The sequence below is a fragment of the Curtobacterium sp. ZW137 genome (genome assembly GCF_003762905.1).
GTDB lineage: Bacteria > Actinomycetota > Actinomycetes > Actinomycetales > Microbacteriaceae > Curtobacterium.
The window spans coordinates 100,563-117,877 of sequence record NZ_RJKS01000004.1; the positions used below are offsets into that span (position 1 = coordinate 100,563).

The window sequence follows — 17,315 nt, forward strand, 5'->3', positions numbered from 1 at the left end:
GGGGCCCGCCGTCGCGGGTCACCGGGCGTCCGCCGTCGCGGGTCACCGGGGGCCCGCCGTCGCGGGGAGGCCGAGGTGCGTGAGGACCGGCGGCAGCCCGTGCGCGAGCACGTACCGCACGGTGTTCCAGTCGTGCGCCGACCCCGGGGACACGACGAGCGCCGTCTGCATGCCCGCGCGCACGGCTGCGGCGCGGAGCGCGGTCGTCGACGCCCGGTACGGCGCGTCGTCCTGCCCGAACCCGAACACGGTGAGGTGGTCGCGGTAGGGGCCGTGCCGGTGCATGGTGGCGATCGGTGCCGCCGCACGGTACGCGTCCTCGGATCCGTTGAACCCCACCTGCACAGTGTGCTGCTCCGATCCGTTCCGTGGTGCGAGCTCGCTCGAGATCGCCAGTGCCGTGCCGAAGACCTCGGGGTGTCCGGTCGAGAACTGCATCGCGCAGGTGGCCCCCTCGGAGAACCCGGCGATCCCCCACCCGGCCGGCGTCGACGCCACGTCGAGGTGTGTCCTGATCCAGTGCACCGTGTCGGTCATCACGTAGGTCGCGCTGCGCCCGAGACCCCGTGAGTCCACGCACATCGGGTTCCGCCCCGGTGCGCCGAGCTGGTCGGGTGCGACGACGATCGGCGCGAGACCCCGGTGCGCGCTGGCGTACGCGCCGAGGGTGCGGCCGAGATCGCCCGACTGGAACATGTCCGCAGGCTGCCCGGGCTGCCCGGACAGCGCGATCAGCACCGGGAGCGTCGGCGGGTCCGGGGTCAGCGCCGCGGGCGGCAACCACACCACCGCCTTCCGTGCGCGGAAGTGCGACACCGTGCCGGGGATCCGCACCGACAGGGTCCTGCCGTGACGGGGCATGCCGGCGGGCGCCCTCCACGCTGCGGTGTCCACGGTCTGCGGGGTGGCCGACACGGCGTCTTCGTGCCCGAGGGTCCCTGCCGGGTACGGGTTCGTGGTCACGACCTGCCCGATCGTCCGGTAGGCGCCGAAGTCGACGTTCACGCCCAGCCCGGCGGCGAGCGCGACGACCGCGGTGGCTCCGATCGCGGTGGACAGGCGGCGTCGGACCGCGCGGCGGGGCTCCGGTGCGTCGGACAGGAAGCCGCGGCCACGCACGGTCCGCGCGCTCCGCGCGCTCTGCGCGCTCCGCGCGCTCCGCGCGCTCCGCAGGGTCTGCACGGCGACGACGGCGCAGAGCCCCAGCGCTGCGCTGGCGAACGTCAGCCACATCCGGGTCACCGGCGTGAAGTCGACGCCGAACTCGTCCCGGACGTCGCCGAGCCACCAGATCACGACGAGGCCGAGCGCCGCCCCCGCCAGGAGGCCCGTGGCACGTGCGAGGACGCCACGACGACGGCCAACGAGCACCCAGAGCACGAGGAGTCCCGCGACCACGTCGACGGGGACCAGCACGGCCGGGGAGACGATCGGCAGGCGGAGGAGCGCGGTGAACACGGTTCATCGTCCTGCTCCGCGGCTCCCGGGCGCCTGCCGGAGCGCTTCCGCTGTTCACAGCATCGCCATCACCGTCCCCCAGACACTGTCCTGCTCCTTCCCAGGCGTGGGTCTGAGGGGCACCGGCGGACCGGTGCCCCTCAGCGTGGACCGTGCTCAGCGGCGGTGTCGGAGGACGAGCGTCCCGGCGCCGGCGAGGAGCAGCAGCAGTGCGAACACCGCGGGCAGGACCGGCGAGGTCGCCCCGGTGTACGCGAGACCGGCGGGCGTGCTGGTCGCTGCGGTCGCCGCTGCACGAGCGGCCAGGGTCGACACCTGTGCGGCGGCAGCGGTCGTCGCGGTGACGCCCGTCGTGCCGGCGGTGGTCACGACGTCCGCCGTGACGATCGAGCCGGAGCCGCCGTCACCGATCGGGGTGGTCGTGTCGCCGGGGGTCGAGCCACCGTCACCGGGCGTCGTGCCGTCACCAGGGGTCGTGCCGTCACCAGGGGTCGTGCCGTCACCGGGGTCGGTGCCGTCACCAGGGGTCGTGCCGTCACCAGGGGTCGTGCCGTCACCGGGGTCGGTGCCGTCACCAGGGGTCGTGCCGTCACCAGGGGTCGTGGTGGTCCCGGTGCTGGTCCCGTCACCGATGATGCCGATGCCGTTCCCACCGATGGTGATCGGCAGCCCGATCACGGGCACGATCTGCGTCCCGGAGAGGAGACCACCGTCACCGGAGGTGCTACCCGCCGTACCCGTGCCCGTCACCGGGACCGTCGTGGCCGAACCCGAGCTGGTCCCGTCACCGACGAGACCGATGCCGTTCCCACCGATCGTCACCGGCAGCGAGACCACCGGCGACACCTGCGTGCCAGCAGCGACACCATCCGAACCGTCCGTCGAACCAGCGGTGCCGGCCGACGCACCCGTGCCCGTGCCGGTGCCCGTCACCGGGACCGTGGTGGTCGAACCCGAGCTGGTCCCGTCACCGACGAGACCGATCCCTTTCCCCGAGACCGTCACCGGCAGAGAGACCACCGGCGACACCTGCGTGCCAGAAGCGACACCATCCGAACCATCCGTCGAACCAGCGGTGCCGGCCGACGTGCCCGTGCCCGTGCCCGTCGCCGGGACCGTCGTGGCCGAACCCGAGCTGGTCCCGTCACCGACGAGACCGATCCCGTTCCCCGAGACCGTCACCGGCAGGGAGACGGCCGGCGTCAGCTGGGTGCCCGAAGCGATCCCGTCCGACCCGGAGGTCGTCGAGGAGTCACCCACGGAGGGAGCGGCAGGAGCGCTGGCAGACGACGAGCCGGTGGAGCTCGCATCGCCGAGGAGACCGATCCCGTTGCCGGAGATCGTCACCGGGATCGAGACGAGCGGCGACACCTGGGTGCCGGACGCCGTGCCGTCAGCGCCCGACGTGGAACCGCCCGACGTGGATCCGCCCGACGCAGCCGCCGGAGCGGCCGGAGCCGCCGTGGAGGTCCCAGTCGAGGTCCCGTCCCCGAGCAGCGCGATCCCGTTGCCGGCGATCGTCACCGGGACCGACACCGTGGGGACGACCTGCGTCCCCGAGGCGGTGCCGTCCGACCCGGACGTCGTCGGTGCAGCAGCAGCCGGAGCTGCGGGAGCGTCAGCGGCAGGCGCAGTGGCAGCCGGTGCCGGCGACGCCGCGACGGCGTCACCACCGACCGACACCGCGTTGCCGGAGACGTCGACCGGCGCGGCCACATCGCCGGCGACCTGGGTCCCGGAAGCGACCCCGTCCGCACCGGACGTGGCCGGGGCCGCAGGCGCAGCAGCCGGAGCGGCAGGCGCCGCAGCAGCAGGCGCCGCAGCAGCAGGCGCGGCAGCAGCAGGCGCGGCAGCCGCAGGCGCCGACGAGGTCGACGCCGCGTCACCACCCACCGCGACGGCGTTGCCCCCGACGGTCACGGGCGCACTCACGGAAGGGACCGCCTGGGTCCCCGACGCGACACCGTCCGCCCCCGAGGTGGTCGGAGCAGCGGGAGCGGCAGCAGCGGGAGCAGCAGCCGGAGCAGCCGGCGCCGACACCGCCGACGACACCGCGTCGCCGAGCAGGCCGAGCGCGTTCCCGGCGACGGACACGGGTGCGTCGACAGACGGCGCCACCTGGGTCCCGGACACGGTGCCGTCAGCCCCGGAGGTCGTCGCCGCGTTCGCCGCAGCAGCACCTCCGAGCGTCAGGCCACCGACGAAGAGGGCGAACCACAGCCCTCTGGAGACGTACTTGTTCATGGTCATCACTCCTGATCGAGATGTTCCCGACCGCGGTCGCGGCCGGTGGTGCGCTTCCTGCCGTGGGGGCAGGTGCACCGATCTCAGTCAGGAGCGACGTCGTGGTCGCCGGTTGCGGACGCCGGGACGGCGTCGTCGGCGATGGTGCCGCGTGTCCCCGCGGCGAGGGGGTCCTGGTCGGCGCTGACGCCGACGGTGCCGACGACACCCGCGCCGGCCGAGCCGGAGGTCGAGGTGCTGCCGGTGAGTCCGGAGCCGGAGCCGCCACCGAGCGGCGAGTCTCCGGGGGTACGGCCGTCCGGCAGCAGCAGGGCTGCACCGCCGAGCGACGCCGACTCCGGCGCTGCCGACGACGACGTGGCACGCACGGTGGACGCCGAGACGACGGTCGCCGGGTCGTTGCCCGCGATGGTCGCCGCAGCGCTCGGACGAGCCGCAGCGGCGGTCGTCGGAGCCTCCGCCACGCCGGACGCCACGGCACCGAGCGTCACGGATGCACCCGGACCGGCCACGGCGGCGGACCCGCCACCCACCGTGGGCAGGGGTGTCTGTGGGAGGGGTGCCGAGCCTCCAGGCAGGGTCACGAGCGGCGGCGGCGACGAGCCGTCGACGATCCCCGGAACCGTCCCCACCACGGTCCCGACGCCGCCGAGGGTGTCGTCGACCAGCCCGGTGACGGGTGCCGTCACGGTGCCGAGGGTGTCGTCCCCGAGCACGGTCCCGACGACCGGCAACGCCCCGACCACGTGGTCGAGCGTGCTGACGACGGTCGTGACCGGACGTGCGCCGGTGAGCCCCTGGACCGTCCCGGTGACGGGGCGGAGCACGGTTGCGACGGTGCCGAGCAGCGGACTGGAGGCCGTGCTCGCCGCCGTCTCGCCGGAGGCCGTCGCGGGGGTGGTCGGCGCCGTCGCCGTGGCCGGTCCCGCCGGCTGGGCGGCGGTCGCGGGGGCCGAGGTGGCCGGGGCTGCGGGGCTCGTGGCCGCCGGGGTCGTCGCGGGCGTCGTGCTCGACGGCTGCGGTGCCGGAGCGGGCGATGCCGGGGCGGGGCGCGTGGGCGCGGCAGCCGCTGGCGCAGGCGCAGGTGCTGCCGGAGCGGGCGTGTGTGCAGCCGGCGCAGCGGGGGCCGCGGGAGCGGGCACGTGTGCAGCGGGGGCTGCCGGGGCCGGCGCTGCCGGAGCGGGGGCGGGGGCCGGAGCAGGGGCGGGGGCTGCCGGACGGACGGCGTCGCGCACCGGGTCGACGACCCCGCCGACGACCTGTCCGACTCCTCCGGCGACTCCGTGGACGGTGTCCCCGAGGCCGCGGGCGATCCCGCCGACGAGGCCGGACGAGTGCGACGTGGACGATGCCGGCGCCTCGGCTGCGGAGGCGGCGTGCACGCCGAACGTGAGCGAGAGCAGCACACCGGCGGCGCTCACCCCGGTGCCCAGCAAGGCGTACCGGATCGCAGCGCGCCAGGGTGCGCGCAACGGCTTGTCCATGCGCTCACCTCCTGGTCTGGCTGCGCACGTATAGTGGTTGATCGGCACGGTACGCCCCTCGCGGCGATCGCGCACCAGCTCTCCCACGAAACCGTCAGGAACCAGCGGCATGCCCTCGATCTTCAGCGCCCCAACTCGCAACCTCGACGTCGTCACCCTGCACGAGGTCCTCCGGCTGCGTCAGGACGTCTTCGTCGTCGAGCAGGGGTGCGCGTACCCGGACATCGACGGCCGTGACCTGGAGCCGGGCACCGTCCAGTTCTGGGCCGGCGAGGGCTCGGTCGACGCGACGCTCCGGCTCCTCCGCGAGCCCGACGGCAGCGAGCGCATCGGCCGGGTCGCGACCGCCGCGCACGCCCGCGGCGCCGGACTGGCGGCGAGCCTGATGGAGGCCGCGATCGCCGAGACCCGCTCCCCCGTCGTGCACATCGACGCGCAGGCGCACCTCGAGCAGTGGTACGGCCGGTTCGGGTTCGTGCGTTCGGGCGACGACTTCCTCGAGGACGGGATCCCACACATCCCGATGACCCGGACGCGCTGAGCGGCGGGCTCGGGCGGGGCTCGGCGCTGCGCCCTGGCGGCGGGGGCTCGGCGCTGCGCCCCTGGCGGCGGGGGCTCGGGGCTGCGCCGCCGGCGGGGCCGACCCGAGCGCCGGGCGCGGGCCGCGGGGCGGAGCGGAGCCGAGCCTCCCGTCCGCGCTGCTCGTTCCGAGCCGGCATGCGCGTTCCTTCCCATCACGCTCGCGCTGAGAAGTGGTTTCCCGCGTACCTGCTCGAAAGAAACAGCCGACTACGCACGAAATCACCACCCGCGGGCGGGGCTGCGGGCAGCCTGCGGGCGGGGCTGCGGGCAGCCTGCGGGCGGGGCTGCGGGCAGGCTGCGGGTAGGGCTCCGCGCGGAGCGTCAGGCGCGCCAGCGCCGGAGCTCGTCGTAGGAGCGCGCCTGCCGCTCCCGGTCCGCCACGAGCCGCTCGAACACGATGTTCGTCTGCGTCGTCGCGACGGACGGGTCCCCGCTGAGCTCGTCGGCGACGAAGTCCCGGAGCTGCTCGGTCGACGTGCACGCGATGTGCACGAGGAAGTCCTTGTCCCCCGCCAGGAACGACACGTCGAGCACGACGGGAACGCGGAGCAGCCGCTTGGCGAACTCCCGGAGCTCGTGCCGGGCGGCGGCGTGCACGCGGACGGACACCATCGCCTCGATCGAGAACCCGAGCCGGGCGACGTCGACGTCCGCGCGGTAGCCCCGGATCACGCCGGCGTCCTCGAGTGCCCGCACCCGGGCCAGACACGTCGACGGGGCGATCCCGACCGCGGCGGCCAGCCGGTTGTTCGGCATCCGGGCGTCAGCGGCGAGGGTCCAGAGGATCCGCTCGTCGACCTCGTCGAGGCGCGGGGCCGGATCGGGACGGCGGACGGGGCGGTCGGTCACGCGACCACCGTAGCGCGCAGGTCGGGCGCCGGGGCCGCCGAGGCCGTCGGCGCCGCCGGGGCCGCCGGGGCCCGCCGAGGCCGCCGAGGCCCGCCGAGTCCGCCGAGTGCGCAGAAGTGGTGCCGCTCCGTGGAGGAACACCGCCACTGCTGCGCACTCGACGCTCAGCGCACGGCGCCCGCACCCGCACCGCCACACCGCGCCGCAGCCCCGCACCCGCCCTACATCGCGAGCGTCATCCCGATCACGGCGACCGTCATCGCGAACACCTCGCCGCTCCGGACCGCCCGCCGGTCCTCGCGCGCCCACTCGTACCGGAGCAGCCACCCGCTGAACGCGCAGTACCCGATCACACCGCCGCCGAGCACCGCGGTCAACGCGATCCCGTGTCCGGCGTGCCCGTCGGCGAGCCCGGTCGCGTGTCCCATCAGGAGCATCCCGGCCATCACGACCGACGAGAGCGCTCGGTGCACGTCCATCGGCTCGGCACGACGGCCGTCGGCGCGACGACGGCGCATCACGGGCAGCGGGGCGAGGAGCAGCAGCACCGTCGCCGCCAGCAGCGTCCACGACGCGCCGGCGTGCACCACCGGCATGACCATCGCGACGAGCATCACCGCGGCGGGGACGATCACCCCGGGGCGCGGGCGGTACCGGTCGCCGACGATGCAGCACACGGACGCGAACTGCGGCACGACGAGCATGGCGTCGGCGACGGTCTCGTGCACGGGCGGTCCTCGGTGCGTCCGGGGTGGATGGGTCGGGCGGGTCAGCCCTCGGCGCGGGCAGCGGCCTTCGCGGCGCGCTCCTGCTTCACGCGGGCGTTCTCCGCGTGCACGGCGGCCTGCGTGGCGCGCTCCTGCACGAGCCACTCGGGCTTCTCGACGAGCAGGTCCTTGATCTGGGCCGTGGTCAGGGCTTCTTCGATCCCGGAACGGCTGAGGCCGGAGATGGACACGCCGAGCTTCTGCGCGACGACGGGTCGCGGGTGCGGGCCGTCGCGACGGAGGTCCTCGAGCCATGCCGGCGGCTGGGTCCGCAGTTCCTCGAACTCGGTCCGCGTGACGGGCGCGTCGCGGAAGGACTCCGGAGCGGCCGAAAGGAGGATCCCGAGCTTCTTCGCGGCCGTCTCGGGCTTCATCGTCTGTTCCTGCGCCATGGTGACCAGAGTACGGCCCCTATGCTCGGTTGCATGACCGCGGCACTGACCATCGCCTTCGTGCCCGGGGTGTCCCCGGCCAAGTGGGCTCGGGTGTGGCGTGACCGCTTCCCCTCCGTCGAGCTCCTGCTCCGCCCGATCGGCCAGGGTGACGTCGACGATGCCCTCGCTGGCGACGTCGACATGGTCTTCGCGCGGGTCCCCGTCTCCGAGGAACACAACGCGATCCCGCTCTGGACCGAGACCGCGGTCGTGGCGACCCCGAAGGACTCGGCGCTGGCAAAGTCGTCCGAGCTGACCGCGACGGACCTCGCGGACGTGCACGTCATCGACGCGGGCCCCGTCCCCGCGGACGTCGACGGTGCGCTGGACCTCGTCGAGGCGAACGTCGGCGTGGTCGTCCTCCCCCAGTCACTGTTCCGGAAGGCCAGCCGCAAGGACCTGGTGGCCCGTCCGCTCGCCGACTCCCCCGGCACGCGCGTTGCGCTGGTCTGGCGGGACGAGGACGCGTCCGAGCTCACCGAGGAGTTCATCGGCGTGGTGCGTGGCAGGACCGCCAACAGTTCACGGCAGACGGGAGGCCCGGATCGCGACCCCGACGACGGCTCGCCGTCGGCACGTGGCGGGTCCACGGCCGGTGCCGGGTCGAAGGGCGCGTCCGGGTCGAAGGGCGCGTCCGGCTCGAAGGGCACCGGCAAGGGCGATGCCGCCGGGGGCAAGGCCAAGGCGAAGTCCCCCGGGGGCGCGAAGTCCGGTTCGGGCAAGGGCTCCAAGAGCAGCAAGAGCCCGAAGCCCGGGCGGGGGAAGATGCGCGGGAAGCCGAGCCGCGGGTCGAAGGGGAACCGGTGACGGCGACCCGTCTCGTCACGATGCCGGCCGACCGGCTGCCGGCCTGGCTCGACACCACGATGGCCGAGTACGTGGAGTCCCGGATGCTCGCGGGTGAGACCCGCGAGCAGGCCGAGGCCAACAAGCAGCAGTCCCTCGACACGTGGTTCCCGGGCGGTACGCCGCTCGACGGGCACCACGTGTGGGACGTCGTCGACGGCGCGGACACCGTGGTCGGGTACCTCTGGATCGGGCCGTTCACGCCGGGCAGCGCCGACTGGTGGGTGTTCAACGTGGAGATCGACGCGGCACACCGTCGGCAGGGACACGCGCGGCGGGCGCTCGAGGCCGGGCACCGGATCGCGAAGGACGAGGGCGCGACGAGCATCGGGCTGAACGTCTTCGGCTACAACGCCGGTGCGCAGGAGCTCTACGAGCGCCTCGGCTACGGCGTCACGGCCGTGCAGATGAAGCTGCCGCTGGCCTGAGCTCCCCTGCGCGGTGCCGTGCTGCCCGAGCGGTCAGCGCATGATCGCGGCCGCTGCCCGTGCGACCCGGTCGCCCCGGGCGTCCTCGGCGGCTGCACGTGCCTCCGCGACGACCCTGGCGTCCGCGCGGTCGGCGGACCCGGCGTCGAACGGCGGCTGCGGGTCGTACTCGATGTACAGCTGGATGCGCTCCGCGGCGGGCTGACCCGCGAGCTCCGCAGCGAACCAGAGCGCCATGTCGATGCCGGCGCTCACCCCGGCCGCGGTGACGATCGACCCGTCGTCGACGATCCGCTCGTCCACGGTCGTCGCACCGAAGGCGGCCAGCATCGGCTTCGAGGCCCAGTGCGTCGTCGCACGCTTGCCCGCGAGGAGACCCGCGGCACCGAGCACGAACGCCCCGGTGCACACGGACGTGACCCAGGTCGCACGCTCGGCTTCCCGCCGGACGAAGTCGATCACCACGGGGTCGAGCATCGCGTCGAAGGCCCCGTCCCCACCCGGCACGACGAGGACGTCCGCGGGGTCGGCGTCCGCGAAGGTCGCCGTCGGCACGATCGAGAACCCGCAGTCGGTCGGCACCGGGTCGAGCGTCGCGGCGACGTACTGCACGCGTGCTCCCGGGACGCGGCTGAGCACCTGTGCGGGACCGGTCAGGTCGAGCTGGGTGACGTCCGGGAAGAGCAGGAACGCGATCCGGACCTCGGCCGGGTCGTGCTCCGGGACGGTGGCGTCCTCGGCGAGGGCGTCGGGCGCCGGGACGTCCACGTCGATCGGCACGTCCACGTGCTCGGCGTCGACCGGGGTGACCGGTGTCACGCGCGGGTTCGGAGTGGTCCGCGGGTCCTGGTGCTCGTTGGTCATGGGCGCGACGCTACGCCCAGACGCCCGAGGTGCCTCGGCGGTGACTGCCGACCAGGTGGGTGTCCACGATGCCGAGCGCTTCCATCAGCGCGTACATCGTGGTCGGCCCGACGAAGGCGAACCCGCGCTTCCGGAGCGCCTTCGACAGCGCGACCGACTCGTCGCTCTTGGTCGGGACGTCGGCGTACGTGACGGGCTCCGGGGTCGTCGCCGGCCGGAACGACCACACGAACTCCGGCAGTCCGCCGTCGTCCCGCAGGGCGACGGTCGCGTTGGCGTTCGTGATCGTCGCGAGGATCTTCGCCCGGTTGCGGACGATGCCGGCGTCCGCCATCAGCCGGGCGACGTCGTCCTCACCGAAGCCGGCGACGGTGTCCGCGTCGAAGTCCGCGAAGGCGAGCCGGAACCCGGGGCGCTTGGCGAGGATCGTCCGCCAGGACAGCCCGGACTGGAACGCCTCGAGCGAGAGCCGTTCGAACACACCACGCTCGTCACGCACCGGCATGCCCCACTCGGTGTCGTAGTACTCGCGGAGCATCGGGTCCGTCGACGCCCACACGGGTCGGGCGAGGCCGTCGTCCCCGGTCACCAGTTCACTCACGCCCCCATCTTGCCGCCCCGCACCGACACCGCGCCCCACGCGTCGACGCCGGCCACGGGCACACCTCGGTGAGATCGCATTTCGTGTCGGTTCGTCGTGATCGATCCGACACGAAGTGCGATCTCACGCCCGCCTGGGGCGCCCGGGCGCGCGCGCGCCCGCGTCAGGCGCGGAAGCGGCGGAGCAGCTGGGCGTTCAGGCTGACGATCACCGTCGACAGGCTCATGAGGACCGCGCCGACGGCGGGCGACAGCACGAACCCGACCCCGGCGAGCACCCCGGCCGCGAGGGGCACCGACAGCACGTTGTACCCGGTCGCCCAGACGAGGTTCTGCACCATCTTCCGGTAAGTCGCGCGGGACAGGTCGATCACGGTCAGCACCCGGCGCGGGTCGTTCGACGCGAGCACGACGCCCGCACTCTGCACCGCGACGTCCGTCCCGGCGCCGATCGCGATGCCGACGTCCGCCCGGGCGAGCGCCGGCGCGTCGTTCACGCCGTCGCCGACCATCGCCACGACGGCACCCGACTCCTGCAGTCGAGCGACCTCGCCCTCCTTGTCCTCGGGGAGCACCTCGGCGCGGACCTCGTCGATGCCGAGTTCCCGGGCGACGGCGTCGGCGACCTGCTGCGCGTCGCCGGTGACCATCGCGACCCGGATCCCGCGGTCGTGCAGGGCACGGACGGCTTCCGCCGACTCCGGGCGCACGGCGTCGCGCACGGCGAACGCTGCACGGACCGTGCCGTCCACCACGGCGACGATCACCGCGGCGCCGTCAGCACGCCAGCCGTCGACCCGCTCGGCGAAGTCGTCCGGCATCACGGCGCCGCTCTCCCGGAGCATCGCGGGCCCGCCGACCTCGATCCGCTGGCCGGCGACGGTCGCGCTGACGCCACGACCGGGCACCGATCCGGTGTCGTCGACGTCGGACGGCACCGCGATCCCACGGTCAGCAGCCGCGGCGACGACCGCCCTGGCGACCGGGTGTTCGCTGTCCCGCTCGGCAGCGGCCGCGAGCCCGAGGACCGCGTCGTCGCCGATCGTGTCCACGACCTCGGGCGAGCCGGTCGTCAGGGTGCCGGTCTTGTCGAACACGACGGTGTCGATGCCGCGCATCCGCTCGAGGGCGAGCCGGTCCTTCACCAGGATGCCGGCCTTCGCGGCACGCTCGGTCGAGATCGCCACGACGAGCGGGATCGCGAGCCCGAGGGCGTGCGGGCAGGCGATGATCAGCACCGTGACCGTGCGGGTGATCGCCTCGGTGGGGCTGCCGAGGAGGATCCACACCACGAACGTGATGATCGCCGCCCCGGTGGCGAAGTAGAAGAGGAGTGCCGCGGCCCGGTCGGCGAGCACCTGCGTCCGCGACGACGATGCCTGCGCCTCGGCCACCATCCGCTGGATCCCGGAGAGCGCGGTGTCGTCCCCGGTCGCGGTGATCCGGACGCGGATCGAGCTGTCGGTCGCGACGGTGCCCGCGACGACGCGGTCACCCGCGGCCCGCTCGACGGCGACGGACTCCCCCGTGATCATCGACTCGTCGACCTGCGCGCGGCCGTCGACGACCTCGCCGTCAGCGGGGACACGTCCGCCGGGTCGGATCACGACGGTCTGTCCGACCTGGAGGCTCGACACCGGCACCCGGGACACGTCACCGCCGTCGTCGATCACCTCGGCCTCGTCGGGCAGCAGCGCCGCCAGCGCGTCCAGGGCACTCGAGGCGACGCCCATGGCACGCATCTCGATCCAGTGCCCGAGCAGCATGATCACGATGAGGAGTGCGAGCTCCCACCAGAAGTCGAGGTCGAGCCCGAAGAGCCCGAGGCTGGTGATCCACGAGGCGACGAACGCCACGACGATCGCCATCCCGATGAGGAGCATCATCCCGGGGTGCTTCGTGCGGGCCTCGGACCAACCGCCGGTCAGGAACGGCCAGCCGCCGTAGAGGAACAGCACCGTGCCGAGCACCGGCGAGACCCAGCCGGCCCAGGCGGCGTCGGGCAGCGGGTAGTGCAGGATGTGGGCGAACATCGTGCTGAACGCGACGACCGGGACGGCGAGCACGAGGCTCCACCAGAACCGGTCGCGGAACATCGCGGCGTGGTCGCCGTGCCCGCCGTGCCCATGGTGCATGTGGCCATGGCCGCCGTGCTCGGCATGCGCATCGTGCCCGGCGTGGTCGTGCCCAGCCATGTCGTGCCCGGCGTGGTCGTGCCCAGCCATGTCGTGCCCGGCGTGGTCGTGCCCCGCCATGTCGTGCCCGGCCATGTCGTGCCCGGCCGCATCGTGCCCGGCGTGGTCGTGGTGGGCGTGTTCGCCGCCGTCGACGTGCCCGGGTTGGTCCGACGCGTCCTGGACGATCGTCTTCCGGTCCTCGTGGTCGTCGCGCTGGTCCATGTCACCCACCATACCCCCTAGGGGTACCCAAGGAACGGACGGAACGGTCAGGACACCGCGTGATCGGCCGGAGTGGACGGTGTCGTCGGCGGCGGCGCGAGGTCACCCCGGCGCCGGATCGCCCCGGTGAGGACGAGCACGAGGACCACGACGGCGAGCACGATCCACCCCGCCACACCGAGGGGACTCCGCAGGACACTCGAGACGTCCACGCCCGAGGCCACCACCACCGCCCCGACCCCGGCGGCACCGTTCACCCCGGCATGCGCGAACACCGCGGGCCACACCGAGCCCGTCCGGAGCCGCAGCCACCCGAGCACGATCCCGAGCAGCACGCACGCGATCACCATGAACAGCACGCCGAGCCAGTCGGTCCGGCCGAAGTTGTAGCCGAGCAGGATGATCGGCGCGTGCCAGAGCCCCCACACGACACCGGAGCCGACGAGCGCGGGCCAGGTGCCGAACCGTGCCAGCGCCGGGACGAGGAACCCGCGCCAGCCGATCTCCTCCCCGATGGTGACGAACGCGTTGAAGCAGGCGACGAACGGCAGCTGCGCGAGCTGCAGCGTCACGAGCACCCCGATCGGCATCGGGAGGCTCCGGAGACCCTGCGCCTGCAGGACGTCGTGGAAGCCGCCGAACCCGACCAGGTCGACGGGGAACCACCCGGCGAGCGCGGCGACGACCAGCGCCGCCACCGGGAGGAGCAGTCCGCCGAGGTAGGCGGCCACCGTCGTCCAGATCGTCCGGCCCACCGGTCGGAGGGGCCAGACCCCGAGGAAGCGGAGCACCGGGCGGGGTCGACGGTGTCCGAGCAGGAAGAGCACGAGCGCGGCGGACACGAGCGGGGTGAACATCATCCCGACGATGAACAGCGTGGCGAACGGCGTGCCGAGCCCACGCCCCGAGAGCCAGAGCGGCAACGCGACCGCCCACGCCCCCGCGAGCGCGATCAGGACGAAGGCGACGATCGCCCACGTCGGCACGGACTGCATCCGCGCGGACTGTACCGGCCCGGTCGGCATCGGCCCGGTCGGCACCGGCCCGGTCGGCATCGGCCCGGACGGCTGTGGTTCCCCCTGGTGGTTCATGCCGAAATGCTACCGGCCACCACCGTCACTCGGCCGGCGGGCCGTCCTGCGCCGCCTGCATGTCCATCCACACGTGCTCCCAGCGGTGCCCGTCCGGGTCGAGGTAGCTCCGCTGGTACATGAAGCCGAGGTCCATCTCCGGCCGGTCCTCGGTCCCGCCGGCGGCGACAGCCGCGTCGACGATGCGGTGGACGTCGTCCTTCGAGTCCGCCGTGAGGGAGTTGATCACCTCGATCGTCGAGCCGTCCGAGATCGGCTTGTCGGTGAAGTCCGTGAACCGCGCGTGCGTGATCGCCATCACGTACACGGTGTCGCTGATCACCACGCACGCGGCCGTCTCGTCGCTGAACTGCGGGTTGATCGAGTACCCGAGCGCCTCGTAGAACGCGGTCGAGCGCTCCAGGTCGGCGACGGGGAGGTTGATGAAGACCATGGTCGGCATGTGATCAACCTGGCCCGACCGAGAGCGGACCGCAACCGTTTCGCAAGAACGACGAGGTCGCTGTCGTACGACAGCGACCTCGTCGTTCGGGGTCAGGCAGCCAGGCGCAGCCCGCGGCGGCTCAGGCCAGCTCGCGGCCTTCGCCGGCGGCCTTCTGGTGCTCCTCCGCCTCGGCCTGGCCGATGATGTCCTCCGCCGGGACGGGCGCGAGCCGGTCCCAGAGGAAGAAGAGCAGCCCGCCGGCGAGCATCGACAGCCCGACCCAGAGGTTGATCTGGATGCCGCCGGTCTTCACCGGGTCGGAGTCCCAGTTGACGATGCCGACGATGGTGGTGATGACGCCGTAGAGCACGAACAGTCCGCCGAGGATGCGGCGCAGGTCGAGACGGCGGGTGGAGCGGACGAGTGCGGCCTTCTGCTCGTCCGTCATGGCATTGGTGGTGTCACTCATGAGGTGTGGTCTCCTTCGCAGGACAGCGGATCAGAGGAACGGCAGGTAGAGGACGACGCAGAGCACGAGGGCGACCGTGCCGAGGAGCGCCGGGGACCGGTACCAGGCGGTGTCGGTCGCGACGGAGTCACCGTGCAGGTCGATCTTGCCGACGCCGTAGACCAGGCCGCTGAGGTCCTTCTCGGCCTTCGGCTTCGTGAACATCGACACGATGAACCCGACGATGAGCACCGTCACGAAGGAGATGATCGCGCCGTAGAGCGTCTCGGCGGTCCCGGTCGCGAACAGCTTCGGGTTCGCCAGGTAGGCGATCCACGTGATCGTCGGCGTCACGATGCCGAGGATGTAGCCCCAGAGCGCGCCCTGGGTGGTCATCCGCTTCCAGAGCAGACCGAGGATGAACACGGCGAACAGCGGCGCGTTGAAGAAGGAGAACAGCGTCTGCATGTACGTCATGATGTTCTGCGCCTGGGCGGCGATGAACGCGGTCGCGATGCCGACGACGACCCCGACGACGGTGACCCAGCGGCCGGTCTGCAGGTAGTGCGCGTCGGGCATGTTCGGCTTCACGTAGCGCTGCCAGATGTCGTACGTGAACACGGTGTTGAACGAGGACACGTTGGCGGCCATGCCGGCCATGAACGAGGCGAGGAGCCCGGTCACCGCGACGCCGAGCACGCCGGTCGGCAGGTACATCTGGATGAGCTTCGGGATCGCGTCGTTGTACGTCAGCGTGCCGTCCGCGAACTGGTTGCCGACGACGGCGGCCGCGATGAGGCCCGGGATGACGACGATCGCCGGGATGAAGAGCTTCGGGATGGCGGCGATGAGCGGGGTGCGGCGGGCCGCGGACATGTTCTTCGCGGAGAAGGCGCGCTGCACCTCGGTGAAGTTCGTCGTCCAGTAGCCGAAGCCGAGCACGAAGCCGAGGCCGAGCACGATGGCGAGCCAGTTCGCACCGATCGGGTTCGTGACGTTGCCGAACCCGGTGCCGGCCCACGCCTGCAGGTGCTGCACGCCCTGCGTCTCGACGATCGCGGACTTCAGGCCGCTCCAGCCGCCGACGCGGTGCAGACCCACGATCGTCAGCGGGACGAGGCCGGCGATGATCACGAAGAACTGCATGACCTCGTTGTAGATCGCGCTGGAGAGCCCGCCGAGGGTGATGTAGACGAGGACGAAGCCCGCTGAGACGATGATGGCGAGCCACTCCGGCCAGCCGAGCATGGCCTCGATGACGATCGCCATCGCGTAGAGGTTGATGCCGGCGATGAGGACGTTCGACACCGCGAACGCGATCGAGTTCACCAGGTGCGGCGCCTTGCCGAAGCGGCGCAGCATGAACTCCGGCACGGAACGCACCTTGGAGCCGTAGTAGAAGGGCATCATCACGAGCCCGAGGAACACCATCGCCGGCACTGCGCCGACGAGGTAGTAGTGCAGGGTCGCCATGCCGATCTGGGCACCGTTGGCGGCCATGCCGAGGATCTCGGTCGCGCCGAGGTTCGCGGACACGAACGCCAGGCCCGTGATCCACGCGGGCATGGACCGGCCCGAGAGGAAGAAGTCCATGCTCGTCCGGACCTGCTTCCGGGCGGTGAACCCGATCCCGATGACCACCGCGAAGTACACGATGATCATGAGGTAGTCGACCCAGCCCAGGTTGAGCTGGATCCCGTTGTTCGCTGCAGCGAGAACCATGTAGTGACTCCACGTCGAGGTGATCAGGACCGGCGTCTGCGCCGATCCAACGGGGGACACTACCCGAGTAGTACCGTTTTGTAACTTTTGCTCCGATCCGCGCGGTGGCCTATTGTGACCGTTCACATAGCCATGACATGTGTCATGCGAACCGGGGGACGCCACAAACCCCGCCGGTAGGCTCTGGACATGACCGAGCAGCCGCGCATCCTCGTCCTCAACGGCCCGAACCTCGACATCCTCGGCCGCCGCGACCCGGAGCAGTACGGCACGGTGACGCTCGCCGAGATCGAGGCGGTCGTCCACACCGAGGCGGCGGTGCACGGACTCGACGCGGACTTCCGGCAGACCAACCGCGAGGGCGAGCTCGTCGAGTGGCTGCACGAGGCGCTCGACGACTTCGTCGGCGTGGTGATCAACCCCGCCGCCTACGCCCACACCTCCGTCGCGCTGCACGACGCCGTGGAGGCACTGTCCGTCCCGGTCGTCGAGGTGCACCTCTCGAACACGTGGAAGCGCGAGCCGTTCCGGCACGTCGACCACGTCGCGACGGCGGCGACCGCCGTCATCGCGGGAGCCGGCGCCGACGGCTACCGTCTGGCGGTCGCACACGTGGCGGCCCTGCAGGGCTGACGCGACCGAGCAGCGGACGGGAGGCTCGTGGCGGTGCCGCCA

17 protein-coding genes are annotated in these 17,315 nt (G+C 72.5%); 4 read left to right on the forward strand and 13 right to left on the reverse strand.

Annotated elements, in window-relative coordinates; all coding sequences use genetic code 11:
* Positions 1-42 precede the first annotated feature (42 nt).
* From EDF55_RS13790 to EDF55_RS13800, 3 genes are all read right to left on the reverse strand, one after another.
* The gene (locus EDF55_RS13790; RefSeq protein ID WP_260235971.1) at positions 43-1,458 is read right to left on the reverse strand and encodes an esterase family protein; all 1,416 of its coding nucleotides are present in this window, start codon (positions 1,456-1,458) and stop codon (positions 43-45) included.
* 156 nt (positions 1,459-1,614) lie between these two features.
* Complete coding sequence (locus EDF55_RS13795; RefSeq protein WP_123655540.1) at positions 1,615-3,702, reverse strand: hypothetical protein; 2,088 nt, start codon at positions 3,700-3,702, stop codon at positions 1,615-1,617.
* 83 nt (positions 3,703-3,785) lie between these two features.
* Positions 3,786-5,186, reverse strand: a complete 1,401-nt coding sequence (locus tag EDF55_RS13800) for a hypothetical protein (protein ID WP_123655541.1) — start codon at positions 5,184-5,186, stop codon at positions 3,786-3,788.
* A gap of 109 nt (positions 5,187-5,295) precedes the next feature.
* Here EDF55_RS13800 and EDF55_RS13805 point away from each other — a divergent pair, with 109 nt between their 5' ends.
* Positions 5,296-5,727: a GNAT family N-acetyltransferase gene (locus EDF55_RS13805; RefSeq protein ID WP_123655542.1), complete on the forward strand. Its 432-nt coding sequence runs from the start codon at positions 5,296-5,298 to the stop codon at positions 5,725-5,727.
* Between the two features lie 362 nt (positions 5,728-6,089).
* On the opposite strand, the gene EDF55_RS13810 is transcribed toward EDF55_RS13805, so the two are convergent.
* From EDF55_RS13810 to EDF55_RS13820, 3 genes are all read right to left on the reverse strand, one after another.
* Positions 6,090-6,617: an Lrp/AsnC family transcriptional regulator gene (locus EDF55_RS13810; protein WP_123655543.1), complete on the reverse strand. Its 528-nt coding sequence runs from the start codon at positions 6,615-6,617 to the stop codon at positions 6,090-6,092.
* A 221-nt stretch (positions 6,618-6,838) separates the two neighbouring features.
* A complete protein-coding gene (locus EDF55_RS13815) occupies positions 6,839-7,345 on the reverse strand; it encodes a hypothetical protein (protein WP_123655544.1) in 507 nt (168 codons plus the stop codon).
* A 41-nt stretch (positions 7,346-7,386) separates the two neighbouring features.
* Positions 7,387-7,776, reverse strand: a complete 390-nt coding sequence (locus EDF55_RS13820; RefSeq protein WP_123655545.1) for a DUF5997 family protein — start codon at positions 7,774-7,776, stop codon at positions 7,387-7,389.
* Between the two features lie 33 nt (positions 7,777-7,809).
* Here EDF55_RS13820 and EDF55_RS13825 point away from each other — a divergent pair, with 33 nt between their 5' ends.
* Positions 7,810-8,625: a LysR family transcriptional regulator substrate-binding protein gene (locus tag EDF55_RS13825; protein ID WP_185017398.1), complete on the forward strand. Its 816-nt coding sequence runs from the start codon at positions 7,810-7,812 to the stop codon at positions 8,623-8,625.
* Complete coding sequence (locus EDF55_RS13830; RefSeq protein ID WP_123655547.1) at positions 8,622-9,092, forward strand: N-acetyltransferase; 471 nt, start codon at positions 8,622-8,624, stop codon at positions 9,090-9,092. The genes EDF55_RS13825 and EDF55_RS13830 overlap by 4 nt, the downstream gene beginning before the upstream one ends.
* A gap of 33 nt (positions 9,093-9,125) precedes the next feature.
* Here the strand turns inward: EDF55_RS13830 and EDF55_RS13835 are convergent, their stop codons facing one another.
* From EDF55_RS13835 to EDF55_RS13870, 7 genes are all read right to left on the reverse strand, one after another.
* Positions 9,126-9,956, reverse strand: coding sequence for a DJ-1/PfpI family protein (locus tag EDF55_RS13835; protein ID WP_185017400.1), 831 nt, complete (start codon positions 9,954-9,956; stop codon positions 9,126-9,128).
* 10 nt (positions 9,957-9,966) lie between these two features.
* Entirely contained in the window at positions 9,967-10,557 is a 591-nt protein-coding gene (locus tag EDF55_RS13845) for a DNA-3-methyladenine glycosylase I (RefSeq protein ID WP_123655548.1), read from the reverse strand.
* Between the two features lie 163 nt (positions 10,558-10,720).
* Positions 10,721-12,826: a copper-translocating P-type ATPase gene (locus EDF55_RS13850; RefSeq protein WP_395870496.1), complete on the reverse strand. Its 2,106-nt coding sequence runs from the start codon at positions 12,824-12,826 to the stop codon at positions 10,721-10,723.
* 176 nt (positions 12,827-13,002) lie between these two features.
* A complete protein-coding gene (locus EDF55_RS13855) occupies positions 13,003-14,046 on the reverse strand; it encodes a CPBP family intramembrane glutamic endopeptidase (RefSeq protein WP_260236025.1) in 1,044 nt (347 codons plus the stop codon).
* Between the two features lie 25 nt (positions 14,047-14,071).
* Positions 14,072-14,488 carry a VOC family protein gene (locus EDF55_RS13860; protein WP_123655549.1) on the reverse strand — a complete coding sequence of 139 codons (417 nt, stop codon included), beginning with the start codon at positions 14,486-14,488 and terminating at the stop codon, positions 14,072-14,074.
* A gap of 121 nt (positions 14,489-14,609) precedes the next feature.
* Positions 14,610-14,939: a hypothetical protein gene (locus tag EDF55_RS13865; protein ID WP_185017402.1), complete on the reverse strand. Its 330-nt coding sequence runs from the start codon at positions 14,937-14,939 to the stop codon at positions 14,610-14,612.
* A gap of 30 nt (positions 14,940-14,969) precedes the next feature.
* Complete coding sequence (locus tag EDF55_RS13870) at positions 14,970-16,640, reverse strand: sodium:solute symporter family protein (RefSeq protein WP_123655550.1); 1,671 nt, start codon at positions 16,638-16,640, stop codon at positions 14,970-14,972.
* Between the two features lie 189 nt (positions 16,641-16,829).
* Here EDF55_RS13870 and aroQ point away from each other — a divergent pair, with 189 nt between their 5' ends.
* Entirely contained in the window at positions 16,830-17,273 is a 444-nt protein-coding gene (gene aroQ / locus EDF55_RS13875) for a type II 3-dehydroquinate dehydratase (RefSeq protein ID WP_123655551.1), read from the forward strand.
* The last annotated feature ends 42 nt before the right edge of the window (positions 17,274-17,315 follow it).

Coding starts and splice junctions, on each gene's coding strand:
- aroQ (WP_123655551.1), top strand. CDS start 16,830: ATGACCGAGCAGCCGCGCATCCTCGTCCTCAACGGCCCGAACCTCGAC.
- EDF55_RS13795 (WP_123655540.1), bottom strand. CDS start 3,702: ATGAACAAGTACGTCTCCAGAGGGCTGTGGTTCGCCCTCTTCGTCGGT.
- EDF55_RS13805 (WP_123655542.1), top strand. CDS start 5,296: ATGCCCTCGATCTTCAGCGCCCCAACTCGCAACCTCGACGTCGTCACC.
- EDF55_RS13865 (WP_185017402.1), bottom strand. CDS start 14,939: ATGAGTGACACCACCAATGCCATGACGGACGAGCAGAAGGCCGCACTC.
- EDF55_RS13870 (WP_123655550.1), bottom strand. CDS start 16,640: ATGGTTCTCGCTGCAGCGAACAACGGGATCCAGCTCAACCTGGGCTGG.
- EDF55_RS13855 (WP_260236025.1), bottom strand. CDS start 14,046: ATGAACCACCAGGGGGAACCACAGCCGTCCGGGCCGATGCCGACCGGG.
- EDF55_RS13860 (WP_123655549.1), bottom strand. CDS start 14,488: ATGCCGACCATGGTCTTCATCAACCTCCCCGTCGCCGACCTGGAGCGC.
- EDF55_RS13800 (WP_123655541.1), bottom strand. CDS start 5,186: ATGGACAAGCCGTTGCGCGCACCCTGGCGCGCTGCGATCCGGTACGCC.
- EDF55_RS13835 (WP_185017400.1), bottom strand. CDS start 9,956: ATGACCAACGAGCACCAGGACCCGCGGACCACTCCGAACCCGCGCGTG.
- EDF55_RS13825 (WP_185017398.1), top strand. CDS start 7,810: ATGACCGCGGCACTGACCATCGCCTTCGTGCCCGGGGTGTCCCCGGCC.
- EDF55_RS13820 (WP_123655545.1), bottom strand. CDS start 7,776: ATGGCGCAGGAACAGACGATGAAGCCCGAGACGGCCGCGAAGAAGCTC.
- EDF55_RS13850 (WP_395870496.1), bottom strand. CDS start 12,826: ATGGCCGGGCACGACATGGCGGGGCACGACCACGCCGGGCACGACATG.